Source organism: Halomonas rhizosphaerae (genome assembly GCF_030012485.1).
GTDB classification, from domain to species: Bacteria; Pseudomonadota; Gammaproteobacteria; order Pseudomonadales; family Halomonadaceae; genus Halomonas; species Halomonas rhizosphaerae.
This window is the reverse complement of record NZ_JASCQQ010000037.1, coordinates 96168-115420: the sequence shown is the minus strand read 5'-3', so window position 1 is coordinate 115420 and position 19253 is coordinate 96168. Positions and strand designations below refer to the sequence as shown.

Here is a 19253-nt window from a genome sequence, read left to right as displayed (position 1 = left end):
AGCCAACTTTGGAGATGGAACGATGAAAGTCCGAGCTTCCGTGAAGAAAATGTGCCGCAACTGCAAGATCATTCGTCGCAATGGCGCCGTGCGCGTCATCTGCATCGAACCGCGGCACAAGCAGCGCCAGGGTTGATCCCGACGCTGCACTGAACCGGGTGCCGGCATGCCCCTTGTCCTCGAGCGAGGAAAGGGGTATGCTGTTGCGCCTTTTGTAGATGATTAATCGAGCAAGCCGCTCAAATTTCGGAGTAAGCTGATGGCCCGTATTGCAGGCGTCAATATCCCGGACAACAAGCATGCGGCGATCTCGCTGACCTATATCTTCGGGATTGGCCGTACGCGCGCTCAGGACATCTGTGCCGCGACCGGCATCGCGCCGACCACCAAGATCCAGGAGCTGTCCAGTGAAGATCTGGATACCCTGCGGTCCGAGGTCGGCAAGTACACCGTGGAAGGTGACCTGCGTCGTGATGTCACGCTTAACATCAAGCGTCTCATGGACCTGGGTTGCTATCGTGGTCTGCGTCATCGTCGTGGTCTTCCGCTGCGTGGTCAGCGTACCAAGACCAATGCGCGTACCCGCAAGGGCCCGCGCAAGCCGATCCGCAAATAACACGCACGTTCTGGCGTAAAGACAGGAATAGACATCAACATGGCTAACCCGCGTAGCAACCGTAAAAAGGTTAAAAAGCAGGTAGTGGATGCCATCGCGCATATCCACGCCTCTTTTAACAACACGATCATTACGATCACAGACCGCCAGGGCAACGCCCTTTCCTGGGCGACTGCCGGTGGTTCGGGTTTTCGTGGTTCTCGCAAGAGCACCCCGTTCGCTGCTCAAGTGGCAAGCGAACGTGCAGCGACCGCTGCAGCCGAGTATGGTGTGAAAAACGTCGACGTGCTGGTCAAGGGCCCCGGTCCTGGCCGTGAATCCGCCGTGCGCGCGCTCAATGCCGCCGGCTTCCGCGTGCAGAGCATCACCGACGCGACGCCCATTCCCCACAATGGCTGCCGTCCGCCGAAGAAACGCCGCGTTTAAGGAGACAGATTCATGGCTCGTTACATTGGACCGAAGTGCAAACTGTCTCGTCGTGAGGGGACCGACCTCTTCCTCAAGAGCGGTGTCACTCCCTTCGAGAAGAAGTGCAAATCCGAGCAGATCCCGGGTGTGCACGGCCAGCGCCGTCAGCGTCTTTCCGACTACGGCTTGCAGCTTCGCGAGAAGCAGAAAGTACGTCGTATGTACGGCGTACTCGAGAAGCAGTTCCGCAACTACTACAAGGAAGCGGCCCGCCTGAAGGGCGCGACCGGTGAGCTGTTGCTGCAGCTTCTCGAATCCCGACTGGACAACGTCGTCTACCGCATGGGCTTCGGCTCCACTCGTTCCGAGGCGCGTCAGCTGGTCAGCCACAAGGCGATCGCCGTCAACGGCAAGACCGTCAACGTGGCGTCCTACCAGGTCAAGCCCGGTGACGTGGTCTCCGTGCGCGAGAAGGCGAAGAACCAGGCGCGCATCCAGACTTCCCTGGCCATCGCCGCCAACCGCGGCGACGTGGTCTGGGTCGAGACCGATGCCAAGAAGATGGAAGGCACTTTCAAGGCCCTGCCCGAACGCGGCGACCTGTCTGCCGACATCAACGAAAACCTGATCGTCGAGCTGTACTCCAAGTAAGCGGCGCCCGCGTCGTGCCGCTCCCCGCCCGCGGGGAGCGGCCGGAGAGTACCGACAATCCGTTTGGCAGCCTGAAAGGTGTTCATATGCAGCGTTCAGTGACAGAGTTTCTCCGTCCTCGCGACATCAAGGTCGAAGAGATCAGCGCACACCACGCGAAGATCGTGCTCGAACCCTTCGAGCGGGGCTTCGGCCACACGCTGGGGAATGCCCTGCGTCGCATCCTGCTCTCGTCCATGCCCGGCTGTGCCGTGGTGGAGGCCGAGATCGCCGGTGTCGAACACGAGTACAGCGCGATCGAGGGCGTCCAGGAAGATGTCATCGAAATCCTCCTGAACCTCAAGGACGTGGCGCTCCGGATGCACAGCCGCGACGAGGCAGTGCTCTCGCTGAACAAGCAGGGGCCGGCCGTCGTGACTGCAGGGGACATCGCTCTCGACCATGATGTCGAGATCGTCAACCCCGAGCATGTCATTGCCCACGTCAACGAGGGGTCCGAGCTGAAGATGCAGCTCAAGGTCGCTCGCGGCCGCGGCTACGAGCCGGCGGACGTGCGTGGCGATGCCGACGACGAGTCGCGCGCCATCGGTCGCCTGCAGCTGGATGCTACCTTCAGCCCCGTGCGCCGGGTTTCCTACAGCGTCGAGGCCGCGCGTGTCGAACAGCGCACCGACCTCGACAAGCTGATCATCAACCTGGAAACCGACGGCACCCTGGATCCGGAAGAGGCGATCCGTCGCAGCGCGACCATCCTGCAGGAGCAGCTGGCCGCCTTCGTCGACCTGGAAGCCGACAAGGAACAGGAAGTGGTGGAGGAAGAGGATCACATCGATCCGATCCTGCTGCGCCCCGTAGACGATCTCGAGTTGACCGTTCGCAGCGCCAACTGCCTGAAGGCCGAGAACATCTACTACATCGGGGATCTGATCCAGCGCACCGAGGTGGAGCTGCTGAAGACCCCCAATCTCGGCAAGAAGTCCCTGAATGAGATCAAGGACGTGTTGGCCGCCCGCGGGCTTTCCCTGGGCATGCGGCTGGAGAACTGGCCGCCGGCAAGCCTGAAGGACGACAAGGCCTCCGCGTGAGCCTCGACTCGAGTCCCAGTTTGGTAAGGAATCACAACCATGCGTCATCGTAAGAGTGGTCGTCACCTGAATCGCACCAGCTCGCACCGCCAGGCCATGTTCAAGAACATGTCCGTCTCGCTGGTCGAGCACGAAGTGATCAAGACAACCCTGCCCAAGGCCAAGGAGCTGCGTCGCGTCATCGAGCCGCTGATCACCCTGGCCAAGCAGGACAGCGTCGCCAATCGTCGTCTGGCCTTCAGCCGCACCCGCTCGAAGGAAGCGGTCGGCAAGCTCTTCAACGAGCTGGGGCCGCGTTACGCCGAGCGTCCGGGCGGTTACGTCCGTATCCTCAAGTGCGGCTACCGCACCGGCGACAACGCGCCCATGGCCTTCGTCGAGCTGGTCGACCGTCCGGTCGTCGAGGAAGCCGCTGCCGAGGAGTGATCCTCGACCGGCCTTCCGCCAGTGGCACGCCAAACCGGCTCCTCAAGGGGAGCCGGTTTTTTTTATTCCAGTGACAAGCTGCAAGGGGGCAAGTCACAAGGAAACCCCTTGTAGCCCGCCGCGAGGCGCATCCTGTCTTGCTCCTTGCTCCTTGCTCCTTGCTGCTTGCTCCTTGCCGTTATGCGGTGGTCTCCGGCTCCGCCTTGCTGGCCTTGGCGCGCTCCAGCAGCGGCTTCAGGAAGCGACCGGTGTGCGACCCCTCCATGCGTGCCACCTGCTCGGGGGTGCCCTCGGCGATGATGCGCCCGCCCCCGGAGCCGCCCTCCGGGCCCAGGTCGATCAGCCAGTCGGCGGTCTTTATCACGTCCAGGTTGTGCTCGATCACCACGATGGTGTTGCCGTGGTCGCGCAGGCGGTGCAGCACGGTGAGCAGCTGGCGGATGTCCTCGAAGTGCAGGCCGGTGGTCGGCTCATCGAGGATGTAGAGGGTCTTGCCGGTATCGCGCTTGGCCAGCTCCCGAGCCAGCTTGACCCGCTGGGCCTCGCCGCCGGAGAGCGTGGTCGCGCTCTGCCCCAGGCGGATGTAGGAGAGCCCCACGTCGAGCAGTGTCTGCAGCCGCCGGGCGATGGCCGGCACCGGCGAGAAGAAGGCCAGGGCCTCCTCCACGGTCATCTCCAGGACCTCGTGGATGCTCTTGCCCTTGTAGGCGATCTCCAGGGTCTCGCGGTTGTAGCGCTTGCCCTTGCAGACGTCGCAGGGCACGTAGATGTCCGGCAGGAAGTGCATCTCCACCTTGATCATGCCCTCGCCCTGGCAGGCCTCGCAGCGCCCGCCCTTGACGTTGAAGGAGAAGCGGCCCGGCTTGTAGCCCCGCGAGCGGGCCTCCTGGGTACCGGCGAACAGCTCGCGAATCGGCGTGAAGATGCCGGTGTAGGTCGCCGGGTTGGAGCGCGGGGTGCGGCCGATGGGGCTCTGGTCGATGTCGATCACCTTGTCGAGGTGATCGAGGCCCTCGATGCGGTCATGCACCTCCGGCGTCAGGCTGGTGGCGCGGTTGAGCTCCCGGGCGGCGATGGGCATCAGGGTGGCGTTGATCAGCGTCGACTTGCCGGAGCCGGAGACGCCGGTGATGCACACGAAAAGCCCCAGCGGCAGCTCAAGGGTGACGTCCTGGAGGTTGTTGCCCCGGGCGCCGGTCAGACGCACCACCTTCTCCGGGTTGCCGGGAATGCGCCAGGGCGGGACCTCAATGCGCCGGGTGCCGGCGAGGTACTGGCCGGTGAGCGACTCCGGCGCGGCGATGATCTCTTGCGGGGTGCCCTGGGCGACGATACGCCCGCCATGGACGCCGGCGCCCGGACCGATGTCGAGCACGTGGTCGGCGGCGCGGATGGCGTCCTCGTCGTGCTCGACCACGATCACGGTGTTGCCCAGGTCACGCAGGCGCTCCAGGGTCTGCAGCAGGCGATCGTTGTCGCGCTGGTGCAGGCCGATGGAGGGCTCGTCGAGGATGTACATCACGCCCACCAGGCCGGCGCCGATCTGGCTGGCCAGGCGGATGCGCTGGGCCTCGCCGCCGGAGAGTGTCTCGGCGCTGCGCTCCAGGTTCAGGTAGTCGAGCCCCACGTTGACCAGGAACTCCAGGCGGGCGTGGATCTCGTTGACGATCTTGACGGCGATCTCGCCCTTGCGTCCCGGCAGGCTCAGTTCCCCGAAGTAGCTCAGGGCCTCGCCGATGGGCAGGTGGACCAGCTGCGGCAGGGTGCGGTCGTCGATGTAGACGTGCCGCGCCTCCCGGCGCAGCCGCGAGCCGTGGCAGGTGGGGCAGGGCTGCACGGCGATGTGGCGCGCCAGGTCCTCGCGCACCATGCTGGACTCGGTCTCGCGATAACGGCGCTGCATGTTGGGCAGCACGCCCTCGAAGGGGTGCTCGCGGGTGACCTTGCGGCCGCGGTCGTTGACGTAGCTGAAGGCGATGTCGTCGCTGCCGCTGCCGTGGAGGATGATCTCGCGCTCGTGGCGGGCGAGGTCCTGCCAGGGGGTCTCCAGGGTGAAACGGTAGTGGTCGGCCACCGCCTGCAGCTGGTTGAAGTAGTAGACGCTGCGCCGGTCCCAGCCCTTGATCACCCCCTCGGCCAGCGACAGCTCGGGATGGCTGATCAGCTTGTCAGGGTCGAAGAACTGCTGCACGCCCAGGCCGTCGCAGGTCGGGCAGGCGCCGGCCGGGTTGTTGAAGGAGAACATGCGCGGCTCGAGCTCGGCGATCGAGTAGCCGCACACCGGACAGGCGAAGCGCGCCGAGAAGGCGATCTCCTCGTGCTCGCCATCCATGAAGTGGACCGTCGCCACGCCGTCGGCCAGGTTGAGGGCCGTCTCGAAGGACTCGGCCAAGCGCTGCTGCAGGCCGTCCCGCACCTTGAGGCGGTCGACCACCACGCTGATGTCGTGCTTCCTGTTCTTGTCGAGCGGGGCGATGTCGTCGAGCTCCAGCACCTGGCCGTCGACCATGGCGCGCACGAAGCCCTGGGCGCGCAACTCGGCGAGCAGCTGCAGGTGCTCGCCCTTGCGGCCCTTGACCACCGGGGCCAGCAGCATCAGCTTGCTGCCCTCGGGCAGGGTCAGCACCTGGTCGACCATTTGCGAGACGGTCTGGGCCTCGAGGTCCTCGCCATGCTCCGGGCAGCGTGGGGTGCCGGCGCGGGCGAACAGCAGGCGCAGGTAGTCGTAGATCTCGGTGATGGTGCCCACGGTGGAGCGCGGGTTGTGGGAGGTGGACTTCTGCTCGATGGAGATCGCCGGGGAGAGCCCCTCGATATGGTCGACGTCGGGCTTCTCCATCATCGACAGGAACTGGCGCGCATAGGTGGAGAGCGATTCCACGTAGCGGCGCTGGCCTTCGGCGTAGAGGGTGTCGAAGGCGAGCGACGACTTGCCCGAGCCGGAGAGCCCGGTGACCACGATCAGCTTGTCGCGGGGCAGATCGACGTCGATGTTCTTCAGGTTGTGGGTGCGGGCACCCCTGACCAGAATTGTGTCCATTCCCACCTCGCCGGACGCGGCAAAAGCTCGATTATACGGGGCGGGCCGCATCGGCGGCAAAGCGCGCGCCGCCATCGGCTTTCCCTGCGCCCCGGCGAGCCGCTAGAATATGCGGTCCACCTCCGGGCCCGAGGGTCCGTCCACGGAAGTTCGAACCGCCATGCGAAAGGTCTCAGGACTGCTGTTAGCCACCGAGCGTCGCGCCATCACCGGGCTCGCGGGGCTCTATGCCACGCGCATGCTGGGCCTGTTCATGGTGCTGCCGGTGCTGGCCCTGTATGCCGATGAGCTGAGGGGGGCGACGCCGCTGCTGGTCGGCCTGGCGCTGGGCATCTACGGCCTCACCCAGGCGCTGCTGCAGATCCCCTTCGGCCTGCTCTCCGACCGTCTGGGGCGCAAGCCGGTGATCGCTGCCGGTCTGGTGCTGTTCCTGATCGGCAGCGTGGTGGCTGCCGGTGCCGACTCCATCGGCGGGGTGATCCTGGGGCGCTGCCTGCAGGGCAGCGGCGCCGTGGCCGCGGCGATCATGGCGCTGCTCGCCGACCAGACCCGGGAACAGGTGCGCACCGCGGCCATGGCCACCATCGGGCTCTCCATCGGCGTGGCCTTCGCCGTGGCCATGGTGCTCGGTCCCTGGCTCGCCGCGGGCTTCGGCCTGGCCGGGGTCTTCTGGTTCACCGCGGTCCTGGCGGCCCTGGGCCTGGCGGTGCTGTGGAAGCTGGTGCCGCCGGCGCCGCGTCGGGTGCGCCACCGCGACGTGGGCATGGACCGCGGCCAGCTGCGAGGCATCCTCGGGCGCGGCGACCTGGGGCGCCTGGACATCTCGATCTTCGCCCTGCACCTGGTGCTGATGGCGATCTTCGTCGCGGTGCCCTTCCGGCTGCTCGAGGCGGGCATCGCCGTCGAGCGCCATGGCCTCACCTACCTGGGCATCATGCTGCTGGCCTTCGTGGCCATGGTGCCGCTGGTGATCATCGCCGAGAAGCGGCGGCGCATGAAGGCCATGTGCCTGTCGGCGATCACCGCCATCACCCTGAGCCTGTTCGGGCTGGCCGGCCTGGGGGAAGGGTTCCCGGCGCTGTTCGGCTGGCTGCTGCTCTTCTTCATCGCCTTCAACCTGCTCGAGGCCACCCTGCCGTCGATGCTCAGCAAGCTGGCCCCGGCGGGGGCCAAGGGCACCGCCATGGGCATCTATTCCACCAGCCAGTTCCTGGGGGCCTTCTTGGGCGGGGTGCTGGGCGGTGCCCTGGTCCAGCAGTGGGGGCTTTCCGCGGTCTTCATCGGCTGCGGCCTGTTGGGCCTGGCATGGCTGGCGGTGATGGCCGGCATGACGCCCCCTCGCCACCTGACCAGCGAGGTGGTGGCGCTGGACGACAATGAGCAGGAAGATGCCCTGGACACCCTGATGGCGCGTTTCGCCGAAGTGGCCGGGGTGGAGGACGTGCTGGTCGTCCCCGAGGAGCGGCTGGCCTATCTCAAGGTGGATCGCCAGCGTCTCGACGAGCAGGCCCTGGCACGCCTCACCGGTTCCGGGAATCACCACAGCGGCGCCTGAGCCGCGTATGATCCTTACAACGTATTCATGACAGCAAGGAGTCCCTCATGGCCCGTGGCATCAACAAGGTCATCCTCATCGGCAACCTGGGCCAGGATCCCGAGGTGCGCTTCACGCCCTCCGGTACCGCCGTTGCCAACCTCAACCTGGCCACCACCGATACCTGGATGGACAAGCAGAGCGGCCAGCGCCAGGAGCGCACCGAATGGCACCGTGTCGTGCTGTTCAACAAGACCGCCGAAATCGCCCAGCAGTACCTCAAGAAAGGCAGCAAGGTCTATATCGAGGGCCGCCTGCAGACCCGCAAGTGGCAGGACCAGAACGGCCAGGACAAGTACAGCACCGAGATCGTCGCCAACGACATGCAGATGCTGGACTCCCGCGGCGGCGACTTCGGCGGTCAGCAGGGCGGCCAGTACGGCGGACAGCCCCAGCAGGGCGGCAACTTCGGCGGTCAGCCCCAGCAGGGCGGCTACGGCAACCCCCCGCAGCAGGGCGGCAACGTCGGTGGCGGTCAGCCCCAGCGTCCGGCCCCGCAGCCGGCTCCCCCGCAGCAGGGTGGCGGTCAGCAGCAGGGCGGCAACTACGGTGCCCCGGACCCGGGCAGCTTCGACGATTTCGATGACGAGATCCCGTTCTAGCCGGAATAAGAAGTGTTGTGTAAAGATGCTGGTGAGATATTGAAGTGAAAACTCTTTAAAATCAAAAGACTAAGTTGAAATCCCGAAGCCCCGCTCCTTGTAAAAGGTGTGGGGCTTTTTCTTGACATAATTTCAGCAATAATAATACTGCCAATGTCAGATTTGACAAGATGAGAGAATGCCCATATCATGTACGTAAAGATAAGGGGTTTATCATGAAATACGAAATCATCTCTCATCCAAACGGACATCAGCTTCCAATCGTACTGGACGATGAGGGAATGCCTGAGCCGCTTTATAACGAATATCTACTAAGCAGAGATAGGCAAAAAGCAAACACTCTTAAAAGAAATGCAAGCGAACTAGTTGTTATAGCTCGCTGGGTAGAGAATCAAAAGATTGATTTGGTCGAAAAGTTTGTAAAAGGGACTCTCAAAGAGGCTGAGCTGAGAGGTAGCTTGATCCCTTGGCTAAAAAGAAATCATAGAAAAGGGGTTAAGGTACATAATATATATGTGGCCCCTGAAGTATTCAATCAACGGCTGATAGCTTTGCGTGCCTTTCTGGGCTGGGTTTACGATGAGAAAGTTGTCGGGATGAGTTACTCCTCTGAAGCATTTGTCGCTTTGACTCATTCAATGGAGAGAGTTTCAAGAATTATCGATGATTCGTATATAAAAAAGCCACCATTAAAATCGGTAAAAAATCTTGGGCTGACTTTGGATCAAGCTAATGATCTATTAGATTGTGTTGATCCGAACAACCCCCTAGCATACGGAAGAGATCCGGCTATCAAGCATAGGAATTATGTTATTGTTCTATTGCTTTTGTCGACTGGCATGCGTCCGGGAGAACTCCTAAGCCTTAGGGTAGAAGATGTTAAGACGGGAGCAATTCCTGCAATACATATGCAGATTCGTGAACCGGACCCAAATGATCCACGAAAAGATAAGCCATCTGTAAAGAGGAACGCAAGAATAATCCCTATCATGGATCGTAACTTAGCTTACCAGCTAGACAAATACATTGTTGATACTCGCGATGATCTTGAAGAAAAAAGCAAGCTTGCTGGTGACTATTTGATCTTGAGTAGCAATGGGGAGCCGTTAACCCTGAAGAGTTTGGGGAACTTTTTCAGAATAATCAGAGATAAAAATAAAGACAAGTTGCCCTCGCACTTGAGTCCTAAGGCGATGAGGCATACTTTTTCTACATATATTCTCAAAGAGCTGAGGAGTTCTGGTTTAGACGAAGATGAAGCTAGGCTTAGTCTTGCTATTCTGAGGGGAGATTCAAATTTAGATTCGCAAGATGACTATACCAAACAGTTCTACGAAGACAGCACAAGGAACTCTATGCTTTCTTACCAAAAAAGGATTATGCGAGAAGAGGTGTCCTGGTGATCATCGTCAAGCAGCAAAGGGACCTTGCCAAGCTGATTAAAGACTATGGCTGGCCGGACATTCCTGATTGTTTCTCAACCCGTGACAGGAAAACAGTTCAATCTGGCACAGACACTTGGGTGTTGCCGGATCCGGGTATTAGAACCCCCAGGATAGACTTTTCAATAATAACAGACCATTCAATTAAATGGGCGGTAAAGTCATATATAAAAATGGTCATGGAGACGCAGTCATCCAGAAGTGCAAATAATGATTATGCTGACTTGAGAAGATTAGTAATATGCAAGCTGGATGAACATTATGACGACCTTGAAGGCAGACTAATTGAAGTGTATGAAGACCTGCTCTCAGAGTCTCGTGAAGCGCAAAAAACATGGCAGTGTTATAGGGTTTTTAAGTGGTACCTATGGTGCGCTGATAATTATCCAGAGTTGGGCTTTAGCGAAGATTATGCGAACCGTTTAGACGCAGTTGAACTAGGTGGCAACCCTAAAGGTTATGCAGTAAAGTCAGAGGACCCGGCTAAAGGTCCTTTAGCTCCTATTGAGTTTAAGCTGTTAATTTCAGCATTGAAAAATGATGATGACCAGACTTTTTCTGCTATACAGCAGAGAGCCGCAATTTCATTGTTGATTGCTACGGGGCGTAACCCTCAGAATCTCACATTCTTGAGAGAGAGCGATCTAATGAATGTGGCTCCAGAAGGGGTTGAGCCCTGCTATATTTTGAAGATGCCCAGGATAAAGAAAGGGTTTCTCTCCCCAAGAGATGATTTACTTGAGGAATCTATAGACGAGGCTATCGCTGGACACATTGTCGCTCTTATAGATAAGAACAAAGAGATCAGAGATGATCTAAAGTTTGACAGGTTTTCAGGTTCTTTACCTGACGCTCTTTTCATTAACACCGATGGTAATAGTTCGGCATTGCTATCATATGATTGGGACAATGCTCTAAATATGTCATCCCAACAATTGAGCCTACTTGTTGAGCGCTTCTCTAGCAGGGTGAACATAGTTTCTCCTGTTACCAAAAAGATATTGAGAATTTATCCGAGGCGGCTTCGCTATACATTTGCATGCAACATGGTCTCAGAAGGAGTAAGCCGACGAGAGCTTGCAAGGATGCTTGATCATTCAGACACACAGAATGTTGGAGTCTACTATCAAGTCGCAAGCAAAATAGTGCCTCATCTTGATAAGGCTATGGCAAAAGAGTATGCATCTATCCTTGGCCTGTTTAGAGGCAAGGTTGTAACTTCAGACGCTGCGGCAGTTAATGGCGATAGGGAAGACAAGCATCTTTCATTTCATGGTCTGCAAAATGAAGATGTGAATGGCGAAGAAATTGGTGTTTGTGGCGATTCAGAAGTTTGCCACCTTGATCCTCCATATAGTTGTTATCTATGTCACAAGTTTCAGCCATATGCTACAGCTGATCATGATCACGTACTTTCTTGCTTATTAGAGAATCGCGAAGAAAAGATTAAGAAATATGAATCTAAACGTATCGGTGTTCAGCTAGATGATGTGATCATCGCTGTTGCTGAAGTAGCTGAACGCTGTAAGGAGTCTAATAAAAATGCCTAAGAAAAGCACAAGAAAAGTTGTTCCTCTCTTAAGCAAAGTGGAGAGGGACAGGAATAAGAATCAAGTATTGTTTATAGAAAAGGCTAAGCTCCTAAGCCCTTCTGGCCTAGAGAAAGTGCAGTGGGAGGATGACGAGTGGATAGCCGATCATGGTCGACTGACCAAGGATTCCTCAAAAAAGTCTGGTGAGGTTAAGATTGGGTTTTGTTTTTCTCCGAAGCTTGGAGGGGAGCCTCTCCCTGAAGTGTGGTCTGCTATAGCTAAAGCAATGATGGTTGTTCGTTACCATCGTGCAAATCAGTCATTAAGTAATCAACGTCAATTCGTCAGGTCGTTAGGGTATGTGGCCAAAGCAGCTACGGAATCAAGACTTAGCCTAGAAAAAATTACGGAAGGAGTCCTGGACTCAGCATGCCGATTGATATCGGAACATTACAAACCCTCTACTGCTTATAATATGCACAAAGCAGTGGCGGAGTTCTCCGCCATTTGTGATGCTAATGGTTTGTGCGCGAAAAAATTCAATTATAGATATCGGAAGATGCGTCGTCCAGAGTCTAGTGGTGGCATGTCTGGAATGAGGCTAGATGATCCTAAGTTGAACGATTATGTTTCGGATAAGCTCGTTCCAGAAGATGTCATGAGGAGCGTCGGGGAGCTATATCAAACGGTACCAAGCGAGCATAAATATCGGCATTATATTTTGATGCTCTCACTTTTCGCAATTCTAGGAAGAAGGTTTTCTGAAATAGCATTATTGCCCAATCAGGAAGTTGGGCTGAGTGCGGATGGATATTCTTTTCTATTTTACTTCCCTAGGAAGTCTTCCAAAGGGAATAGGCTGACTCCCAAAGAAAAAGTATTCATACCTACATCGGCAGTTGATTTGGTAAATGAGATTGTGAGCGAAGCTGCAACCATCAGCAGTGGTCCAAGAAAAGTAGCAACTTACATGCAGGGCGCGTGTGAACCAGACTTTTCTTTCCTTGCTGGGTACAAGGAAGAGGATAGGCTATACAAAGATGACCTGAATGAGCTGGGTGTGAATCCCCAGTTGCTCAGTGGTTATGCATGGCTTGGCAAGCGTGGGTACACATATCCGGACAGGGATAAGCTGAATTCAAAGGGTGTGAAATCGGCAAATCCGCCGCGCTATACATTAGTCAGGTACTTGAAAGAATATTGCCGAAGCCAATATGAGCATCGAATTCTAGAACCTATCCACACAGATGAAACTGGGAAGAAGTACTATTTCCATGATCTAATGTTTGTTCGATACCAAGGCTTATCAAGTGGGGCGTATGCACATTGGCTTGCAACATATGTCTCTCACGCAATGTTTAAAAGATTCGTTGATTCAGGAATGTCTGAGTTGGTTGAAGAATATTGCCAAGCTGAATCGCTTAGCAAGTTCACTAGTCACCAGTTTAGGCATACACTTAATACCCTTGTTGATGAGGGTGGCTTGAGTGATGCCCTGCAAACGGAATGGTTTGGTAGGAAGAACCCAGTTGACACAAAGGCGTATCAACATACAAGCCGCGAGCAAAAAGTTTTATCCATACACCAAAAGCTTAAAGAGGGAGGGGTAGGCGGGATCATTTCGAAAGAAATACAAAAGGTTCCTATTGATCAGCAGGATGCATTTATCAAAGCCAGGGTAAAAGGTGTGCATGATGTTGGAGTTGGTATTTGCATACATTCATTCTCACAAAATAGTTGTGAAAGGCACCTACAGTGCTCCGCTAGCTGTCGTGATTTTGCATGGTTGAAGGATGATGCTGAACGTATTGATGAAGTTAAGCGGCAGTATGCTATGACTTTGGTTTCTCAAAATGCTGCTTTCGAGGCGGCTAAAAGTGGGAAGGGGAAATACAGCTCTGACTGGGTAGAGCATAATCGTAAAAAGTTGATCACTTTAAAAGAGGAGCTTGATGATTTGGGAATCGAAGATTTTGATCACATATCATATTTGGAGGGTGTGAAATGAGTAAGACGTACAGGAGAATTTCAGACTCTGATCAGCAGTCAATAATAAAGTATGTATCTGACCTTGCTGAAAAGAATGGTGAGGTTCTTTCTTGGAAACTTCTGGAGAAGAAATTTGGTTTTACTCGGCAGGCGATGCAAGCAAAGCCAAGAGTGAAGTTTGCCTTCCAGAATGCTAAAGAGGCTATTAGAAATGAAGGCAAGGTTTCAAGAAGAATAGGCGCGCTATCACATGAAGAACTCGTTAAAAAAGTTGAAGAGCTTGAAGGGTATGTCAAGCAGCTTGAGGAAAGAGAGGTGAAATGGAAGCAGCGTTGGCAGCGAATAGCCTACAACCTAAGAAAGAAGGGTCTCCAGGTTGTTGAAGTTGATTCCTCTCCAGCAGGAGGAGCGGAACTGCCAAACCATCAAGAAGCAGATAAAATTCTTCGTCTTGTTGATGATGACGAAATTCCGCCTCCTCTATCGTAGCTCTGATAGCAGCGTGTTTAACATGATTGCGAGGTTTGTGTAAGGAATGGAGGTGGTTTGGATCTACCAAAATTAAGAAAATTCCGTATAGCCTATGCTAAGCTGGCACCATGAGGCACAACGTGACCAGCCACTCGACTGAGTGTCGACGGACGAGGGCGCAGTATGGCAGTGTGCAGTAGGGGGCAGAGCCGTGGTAGCGGTCGAGGAAATCGACAAAAGAAAAACTATGAATCCCTGAAAGCTAGTGGCTTGACCAAGCGCGAGTGGCTCCTCAAGAAGGTGAGCAAGTATGAGACGAGAAGCAGTTTAGTCGCAAGGTTGGGGATTTCAGGACAACGCAAAGGGAGTCTACATGAAGGCATCGGAAGCCAACCTCATGGAGGTGCTGGAGAAGCCGCGCCAATTCCGCATTCCTATCTATCAGCGAAATTACGCGTGGGGTGAGGCTCAATGCCTCCAGCTACTCAACGATGTGCTGGCCGTGGGCACTGATGAACAGGCCCCCACTCATTTCTTGGGTACCATCGTCTACGTCGAGCGTGCTCAGTCGATTCTCGTTAGGCAAGAGCCGCTCATGGTTATAGACGGTCAGCAGCGCCTAACCACGGTGACGCTGATGCTCTTGGCGCTCTACCATCACCTGGCACACGGACTGGCAGCTGATCAGGCAGAGGCGCTTCGCCGACGCTTCTTGATCAATCCCAACGAGACCGGCGAGATGGTTTACAAGGTCGTTTTGTCAGATATTGACCGGCCAACGCTGATCTCGCTCATCGATGAGGTGCCAAGGCCGGAACCGTACAGCTCCCGCGTGATGGCCAACTACGAACTCTTCAAGGAATGGTTCGAAGCTAACCCCGAACAGCTAGATGCCGTCTATCTAGGACTCTCCAAGCTGGAGATCGTGGCGGTTGCCTTGGAACGTCAACGGGACAATCCTCAGCTGGTCTTTGAGAGTATGAACTCCACTGGTTTGGATCTTAGCCAGGCTGACCTGATTCGGAACTTTGTCTTGATGGGACAGGAGCCCAATGAGCAGGAGGCGCTTTACACGCACTATTGGCGCGCCATGGAGGACGGTTTCGGTCAGGCGGCGTATGCACGTCACTTTGACAGTTTCATGCGCCACTACCTGACTGCGGTTACCAGTGATATCCCCAATATCAACAAGGTGTATGCGGCTTTCAAGCAATATGCGGAAGGCTACGATGGCTCTATCCGTGACCTGGTCAAGGAGGTGCATACTTATGCCAAGCACTATTGCGCCATGGCCTTGGGCAAGGAGTCAGACCCCAAGCTGAAGCAGGCCTTCAAGGACTTGAGGGAGCTGAAGGTCGATGTGGCATACCCACTTTTGCTTGAGGTCTACCACGACTACAACAAAAAGCAACTACTCTCTGCCGAAGAGCTAGAAAAGATCGTGAGGATGATTGAGAGCTACGTCTTCCGCCGCGCGGTCTGCGGAATCCCAACAAACTCTTTGAACCGGACATTTGCACGATTTACTCATAGCTTGCGAAAGGATCGTTACCTGGAAAGCGTAAAGGCAGCCTTCATGCTGTTGCCGTCATACCGTCGCTTTCCAAGTAATAGCGAATTCCAAGCGGCTTTGCGAGAGCGGGATCTGTATCACTTTCGAAACTTACGATATTGGCTGCGCCGACTGGAAAACCACGGTCGTAAAGAAACCGTGTTTATCGATGAATTCACTGTTGAACATGTGATGCCTCAGAACCCTGAGCTGTCACGCGAATGGCAAGAAGTACTTGGGCAGGATTGGCAAAGTGTTCAGGAGACTTATCTGCATACTTTAGGAAACCTAACGTTGACTGCTTATAATAGCTCCTATTCCGATAAGCCATTCCGCGAAAAGCGTGATGCAAAGGACAAGAGCAACAAACCTATCGGATTTGCGCATAGCCCGTTGCACCTCAACAGTGACCTGCGTTACCTCGAGACTTGGGATCAGGATGCCATTCTTAAACGAGCTACTCGACTGTCGGAGTCTGCCCTTTCTGTGTGGCAGGCGCCCAGTCTCAGTGATGATATTCTTGAGGCTTATCGCAAGCCCTCGCAGACTGATGACACTGCGTACACGTTGGATGACCACTCCTACCTGACAGGGGGAGGTGTGCGGGAGCTTTTTGATATGTTCTCCACTGAAGTATTGGCTCTCGATCCATGCGTCTATCAAGACGTTAAGAAGCTTTATGTTGCTTTTAAAGCAGAGACAAATTTTGTCGATGTAATCCCGCAAGCCAAACGACTTTTGCTGTCCTTGAATATTTCTGTGGCTGACCTTGAAGATCCGCGTGGATTAGGACGTGATGTGACCGGCCTTGGGCGATGGGGTAATGGCGATATAGAGGTTCCCTTATCATCAGCCAGTGATCTTCCCTACGTAGTGGGTCTAGTGCGTCAGGCTTTGGAACAACAGATGGACAGCACACAGTGATGAAGTAGTACGATTTTTGATTTATACGTGCTGTTGTTGAGGTGCTAGAAAACTGTGGTACCTCAATATTTGGTGTGTTTACTCACACATTAAGTGACATCATCATCCCACGTGAGTAGGCTGATTCTAATATGTATATGGGCTCCACCAGAGCCAGCAAGCAGGGAGCACACACCGCATGGCATTCGACCAGACCTACTGTATGGACACCCTCACCGCTGCGACCCGGCCTGATGCCGACAGCGGTGAGTTCATCTACGCCTTCCTCGACGCCTATGCCTTCCCCAAGGCAACCATCACCCAGGTTCGGAACGGCGGTCAGCGCAACGTATCCAGCCGCAAGGAGGAGGGGCACGTCGCACTGAAGAACTGGCTCTACTTCATGCCGGTGCGCCAAGGCGAGAGTATCCACGAGGCGTTGCAGGTGCTGGCCGACGAGGACGAGCCCGCCAGGCACAAGTGCCGCTTCCTGGTGGTGACGGACTTCCGCGAGCTGACGGCGCTGGATACAAAGACCGACGAGCGTCTGGAGGTCGGGTTCGGCGAGCTGGCCACCCAATATCTCTTTTTCGCCCCGATGGCGGGCCTGGAGCGCACCAAGCACTTCGAGGAGGCGTCTGCCGACCTGAAGGCAGCGGCCAAGATGGGGCGGCTGTTCGATCGCTTGAAGGAGGTCAACGAGTTCAGCACGCCGGAGCAGCTGCATGCGCTCAACGTCTTCCTGACCCGCCTGCTGTTCTGCTACTTCGCCGAAGACACCGGCATCTTCCCGAAGAACGCCTTCACCAAGGTCATCACCGAGGCGAGCGGCGAGAGCGGGGAAGGGCTGCCTGACCTGCTCGCTCAGCTGTTCCGTGTCATGAACCAGCCAGAAGACAAGCGCCCGGCTGACCTGCCTGCCCACGTTGATCAGTTCCCCTACGTCAACGGTGGTCTGTTCCGCGATGACCTTCCCGTGCCCGAGATTCGCGGCAAGGGCCGGCGAATGATGATCGAGTGCGGGCAGCTTGCCTGGGAGGCGGTGAATCCCGACATCTTCGGCTCGATGTTCCAGGCGGTCGTGGACAAGGAGAGCCGCGACTCGCTGGGGCAGCACTACACTTCCGTGCCGAACATCATGAAAGTGATCCGCCCGCTGTTCCTCGACAAGTTGTATGCAGAGCTAAACAAGGCGAAGAGCAACCGCAAGAAGTTGGAGGCGCTGCTGGAGCGTCTGACGCGGATTCGAGTATTTGATCCGGCCATGGGCTCGGGAAACTTTCTGATCATCTCCTACAAGGAACTGCGCCGCTTGGAGATGGCTGTGTTCCGGGCGCTACAGGAAGTGTCCGGCCAGCAAGAGATGTTCATGAGTGGGATTCGGCTCAGCCAGTTCTATGGCATCGAGATCGACGACTTCGCGCATGAGGTAGCGCAGCTGTCGTTGTGGCTGGCTGAACACCAGATGAACACGTTGTTCGCAAGTGAATTTGGTCACTATGAACCTGCTTTGCCTCTTAAAGATACGGCTAATTTGGTGGCCGGAAATAGCCTTCATATGGACTGGAGTCATGTGTGTCCTAGCGGTGAGGGCGTGGAGGTTTTTGTTTGCGGAAATCCTCCTTTTCACGGCACGACGGGTAGAAGTGTCGAGCAGTCTCATGACATGAAGAAGGTTTTTGGAAAGAAGACTCTCGGCTATTTAGACTATGTTGCCTGCTGGTTTCATAAGGGCGTAGAGTATTTGAGAGAGGGTGGAGAAGCTGCATTTGTGGCCACTAACTCTATCTGTCAAGGCCAGCAAGTCGCCACATTGTGGCCTGCAATCATGGGGTTGGGTGTTGAGATTTCTTTCGCTTACCAGACGTTTCCTTGGCGTAATAGTGCACAGGGAAATGCAGGTGTCCATGTGGTGATCGTTGGTTTGAGGAGAGTGTGCTGCGAGCAAAAAAAGCTTCTCTATCAGAATATTGATGGCAGATGGCATTGTCGTCAAGTAGAGAATATAAGCCCTTATCTGCTTGAGGGGGAAGACACTGTTGTCACAAGTCGCAGGTCTCCTTTCGGAAGCGCCTCTAGGATGGTTTTCGGGAATAAGCCCACAGACGGTGGGAATTTTATTCTCTCTGAGTCTGAAAAAAAGATTTTGCTTGAGCGGGAACCGAGACTTGAGCCTTGGATACGGCCTCTAATTGGCTCGCAAGAGTTTTTCCGGGGTAGCTTGCGGTGGTGTCTTTGGTTGGTGGGCGCTCCTGAAGAAATATTGAGTATTCCTGAGGTTAGATCTAGAGTCGATGCGGTTCGCGATTTAAGAGTTGATGCAGGACATGCTGCGGCACTATTGGGCGCTACAAGGCCACACCAGTTTCTACAGGTCGCGCAGCCGGAGGAGGGGAGCTACATCCTCGTTCCTAGCGTTTCGTCAGAAAGACGTTTATATGCCCCCGTTGGCATGTTTGACCACACAGTGATCGCCACAAATCTGGTGCAGATGATTCCAGGTGGGACTCTCTTCGATTTCGCGATTCTCTCCACCCAGATGCACATGGACTGGCTCCGTCTCGTCGGTGGCCGCCTTAAAAGCGACTATCGATACTCCGCATCGTTGGTCTACAACACCTTCCCATGGCCCGATGCGTCAGAGCGTCAGCGCCAGGAGATCGAGCAACTGGGCCGTGATGTGATCCTTGCCCGTGCCGCTCACCCTGACAAGACCATGGCGCAGCTCTACGACCCCGACAAGATGCCCGAGAACCTGCTGGAGGCCCATCAGGCGCTCGATCGAGCCGTGGAGAAGCTCTATCGAGATCGCCCGTTCCGCGACACCGCCGAGCGTCAAGAGTATCTACTGGCTCGCTACGAGGAGTTGATCGAGGCTGAGAAGGCGGCCAAGGTTGGTGGAAACAAGAAAACCCGCAAAGCCACTACCACGGAGGGCTAAG

15 protein-coding genes are annotated in these 19253 nt (G+C 55.8%); 14 read left to right on the top strand and 1 reads right to left on the bottom strand.

Going from position 1 to position 19253, the window contains the following annotated elements; genetic code table 11:
* The first annotated feature begins 22 nt into the window (after positions 1-22).
* The 6 genes from rpmJ (at position 23) to rplQ (ending at position 3186) form a co-directional block, all read left to right on the top strand.
* On the top strand, positions 23-136 hold the full coding sequence (gene rpmJ / locus QLQ86_RS17230; protein WP_009099023.1) for a 50S ribosomal protein L36: 114 nt from the start codon (positions 23-25) through the stop codon (positions 134-136).
* A gap of 123 nt (positions 137-259) precedes the next feature.
* On the top strand, positions 260-616 hold the full coding sequence (gene rpsM / locus QLQ86_RS17225; protein ID WP_282734482.1) for a 30S ribosomal protein S13: 357 nt from the start codon (positions 260-262) through the stop codon (positions 614-616).
* 39 nt (positions 617-655) lie between these two features.
* Positions 656-1042, top strand: a complete 387-nt coding sequence (rpsK, locus tag QLQ86_RS17220; RefSeq protein WP_040183105.1) for a 30S ribosomal protein S11 — start codon at positions 656-658, stop codon at positions 1040-1042.
* A gap of 12 nt (positions 1043-1054) precedes the next feature.
* Positions 1055-1675 (top strand): 30S ribosomal protein S4, encoded by a 621-nt coding sequence (rpsD, locus tag QLQ86_RS17215; RefSeq protein WP_108447061.1) that lies wholly within the window; start codon positions 1055-1057, stop codon positions 1673-1675.
* An 86-nt stretch (positions 1676-1761) separates the two neighbouring features.
* Positions 1762-2760 (top strand): DNA-directed RNA polymerase subunit alpha, encoded by a 999-nt coding sequence (locus QLQ86_RS17210; protein WP_106232388.1) that lies wholly within the window; start codon positions 1762-1764, stop codon positions 2758-2760.
* Between the two features lie 39 nt (positions 2761-2799).
* Positions 2800-3186 (top strand): 50S ribosomal protein L17, encoded by a 387-nt coding sequence (gene rplQ / locus QLQ86_RS17205; protein WP_282734481.1) that lies wholly within the window; start codon positions 2800-2802, stop codon positions 3184-3186.
* A gap of 178 nt (positions 3187-3364) precedes the next feature.
* Here the strand turns inward: rplQ and uvrA are convergent, their stop codons facing one another.
* Positions 3365-6226: an excinuclease ABC subunit UvrA gene (gene uvrA / locus QLQ86_RS17200; RefSeq protein WP_282817797.1), complete on the bottom strand. Its 2862-nt coding sequence runs from the start codon at positions 6224-6226 to the stop codon at positions 3365-3367.
* Between the two features lie 160 nt (positions 6227-6386).
* Between uvrA and QLQ86_RS17195 the strand changes: the two genes are divergently transcribed.
* The 8 genes from QLQ86_RS17195 (at position 6387) to QLQ86_RS17160 (ending at position 19252) form a co-directional block, all read left to right on the top strand.
* Complete coding sequence (locus tag QLQ86_RS17195; protein ID WP_282817796.1) at positions 6387-7781, top strand: MFS transporter; 1395 nt, start codon at positions 6387-6389, stop codon at positions 7779-7781.
* Between the two features lie 47 nt (positions 7782-7828).
* The gene (gene ssb / locus QLQ86_RS17190; protein WP_282817795.1) at positions 7829-8422 is read left to right on the top strand and encodes a single-stranded DNA-binding protein; all 594 of its coding nucleotides are present in this window, start codon (positions 7829-7831) and stop codon (positions 8420-8422) included.
* A 215-nt stretch (positions 8423-8637) separates the two neighbouring features.
* Positions 8638-9825: a tyrosine-type recombinase/integrase gene (locus QLQ86_RS17185; protein ID WP_282817794.1), complete on the top strand. Its 1188-nt coding sequence runs from the start codon at positions 8638-8640 to the stop codon at positions 9823-9825.
* Entirely contained in the window at positions 9822-11414 is a 1593-nt protein-coding gene (locus QLQ86_RS17180; RefSeq protein WP_282817793.1) for a tyrosine-type recombinase/integrase, read from the top strand. Before QLQ86_RS17185 ends, QLQ86_RS17180 begins: the two co-directional genes overlap by 4 nt.
* Entirely contained in the window at positions 11407-13404 is a 1998-nt protein-coding gene (locus tag QLQ86_RS17175; RefSeq protein WP_282817792.1) for a hypothetical protein, read from the top strand. Before QLQ86_RS17180 ends, QLQ86_RS17175 begins: the two co-directional genes overlap by 8 nt.
* Positions 13401-13874 carry a hypothetical protein gene (locus QLQ86_RS17170; RefSeq protein WP_282817791.1) on the top strand — a complete coding sequence of 158 codons (474 nt, stop codon included), beginning with the start codon at positions 13401-13403 and terminating at the stop codon, positions 13872-13874. The genes QLQ86_RS17175 and QLQ86_RS17170 overlap by 4 nt, the downstream gene beginning before the upstream one ends.
* Before the next feature lie 355 nt (positions 13875-14229).
* The gene (locus QLQ86_RS17165) at positions 14230-16332 is read left to right on the top strand and encodes a DUF262 and DUF1524 domain-containing protein (protein WP_282817790.1); all 2103 of its coding nucleotides are present in this window, start codon (positions 14230-14232) and stop codon (positions 16330-16332) included.
* 178 nt (positions 16333-16510) lie between these two features.
* Positions 16511-19252: a DNA methyltransferase gene (locus tag QLQ86_RS17160; protein WP_282817789.1), complete on the top strand. Its 2742-nt coding sequence runs from the start codon at positions 16511-16513 to the stop codon at positions 19250-19252.
* The last annotated feature ends 1 nt before the right edge of the window (position 19253 follow it).

What these genes read in the sequence shown, in the direction of transcription:
- QLQ86_RS17195 (WP_282817796.1), top strand. Translation starts at nt 6,387, where the DNA reads ATGCGAAAGGTCTCAGGACTGCTGTTAGCCACCGAGCGTCGCGCCATC.
- rpsK (WP_040183105.1), top strand. Translation starts at nt 656, where the DNA reads ATGGCTAACCCGCGTAGCAACCGTAAAAAGGTTAAAAAGCAGGTAGTG.
- rpsM (WP_282734482.1), top strand. Translation starts at nt 260, where the DNA reads ATGGCCCGTATTGCAGGCGTCAATATCCCGGACAACAAGCATGCGGCG.
- QLQ86_RS17210 (WP_106232388.1), top strand. Translation starts at nt 1,762, where the DNA reads ATGCAGCGTTCAGTGACAGAGTTTCTCCGTCCTCGCGACATCAAGGTC.
- ssb (WP_282817795.1), top strand. Translation starts at nt 7,829, where the DNA reads ATGGCCCGTGGCATCAACAAGGTCATCCTCATCGGCAACCTGGGCCAG.
- QLQ86_RS17175 (WP_282817792.1), top strand. Translation starts at nt 11,407, where the DNA reads ATGCCTAAGAAAAGCACAAGAAAAGTTGTTCCTCTCTTAAGCAAAGTG.
- rpsD (WP_108447061.1), top strand. Translation starts at nt 1,055, where the DNA reads ATGGCTCGTTACATTGGACCGAAGTGCAAACTGTCTCGTCGTGAGGGG.
- QLQ86_RS17160 (WP_282817789.1), top strand. Translation starts at nt 16,511, where the DNA reads ATGGCATTCGACCAGACCTACTGTATGGACACCCTCACCGCTGCGACC.
- QLQ86_RS17165 (WP_282817790.1), top strand. Translation starts at nt 14,230, where the DNA reads ATGAAGGCATCGGAAGCCAACCTCATGGAGGTGCTGGAGAAGCCGCGC.
- uvrA (WP_282817797.1), bottom strand. Translation starts at nt 6,226, where the DNA reads ATGGACACAATTCTGGTCAGGGGTGCCCGCACCCACAACCTGAAGAAC.
- rplQ (WP_282734481.1), top strand. Translation starts at nt 2,800, where the DNA reads ATGCGTCATCGTAAGAGTGGTCGTCACCTGAATCGCACCAGCTCGCAC.
- rpmJ (WP_009099023.1), top strand. Translation starts at nt 23, where the DNA reads ATGAAAGTCCGAGCTTCCGTGAAGAAAATGTGCCGCAACTGCAAGATC.
- QLQ86_RS17185 (WP_282817794.1), top strand. Translation starts at nt 8,638, where the DNA reads ATGAAATACGAAATCATCTCTCATCCAAACGGACATCAGCTTCCAATC.
- QLQ86_RS17170 (WP_282817791.1), top strand. Translation starts at nt 13,401, where the DNA reads ATGAGTAAGACGTACAGGAGAATTTCAGACTCTGATCAGCAGTCAATA.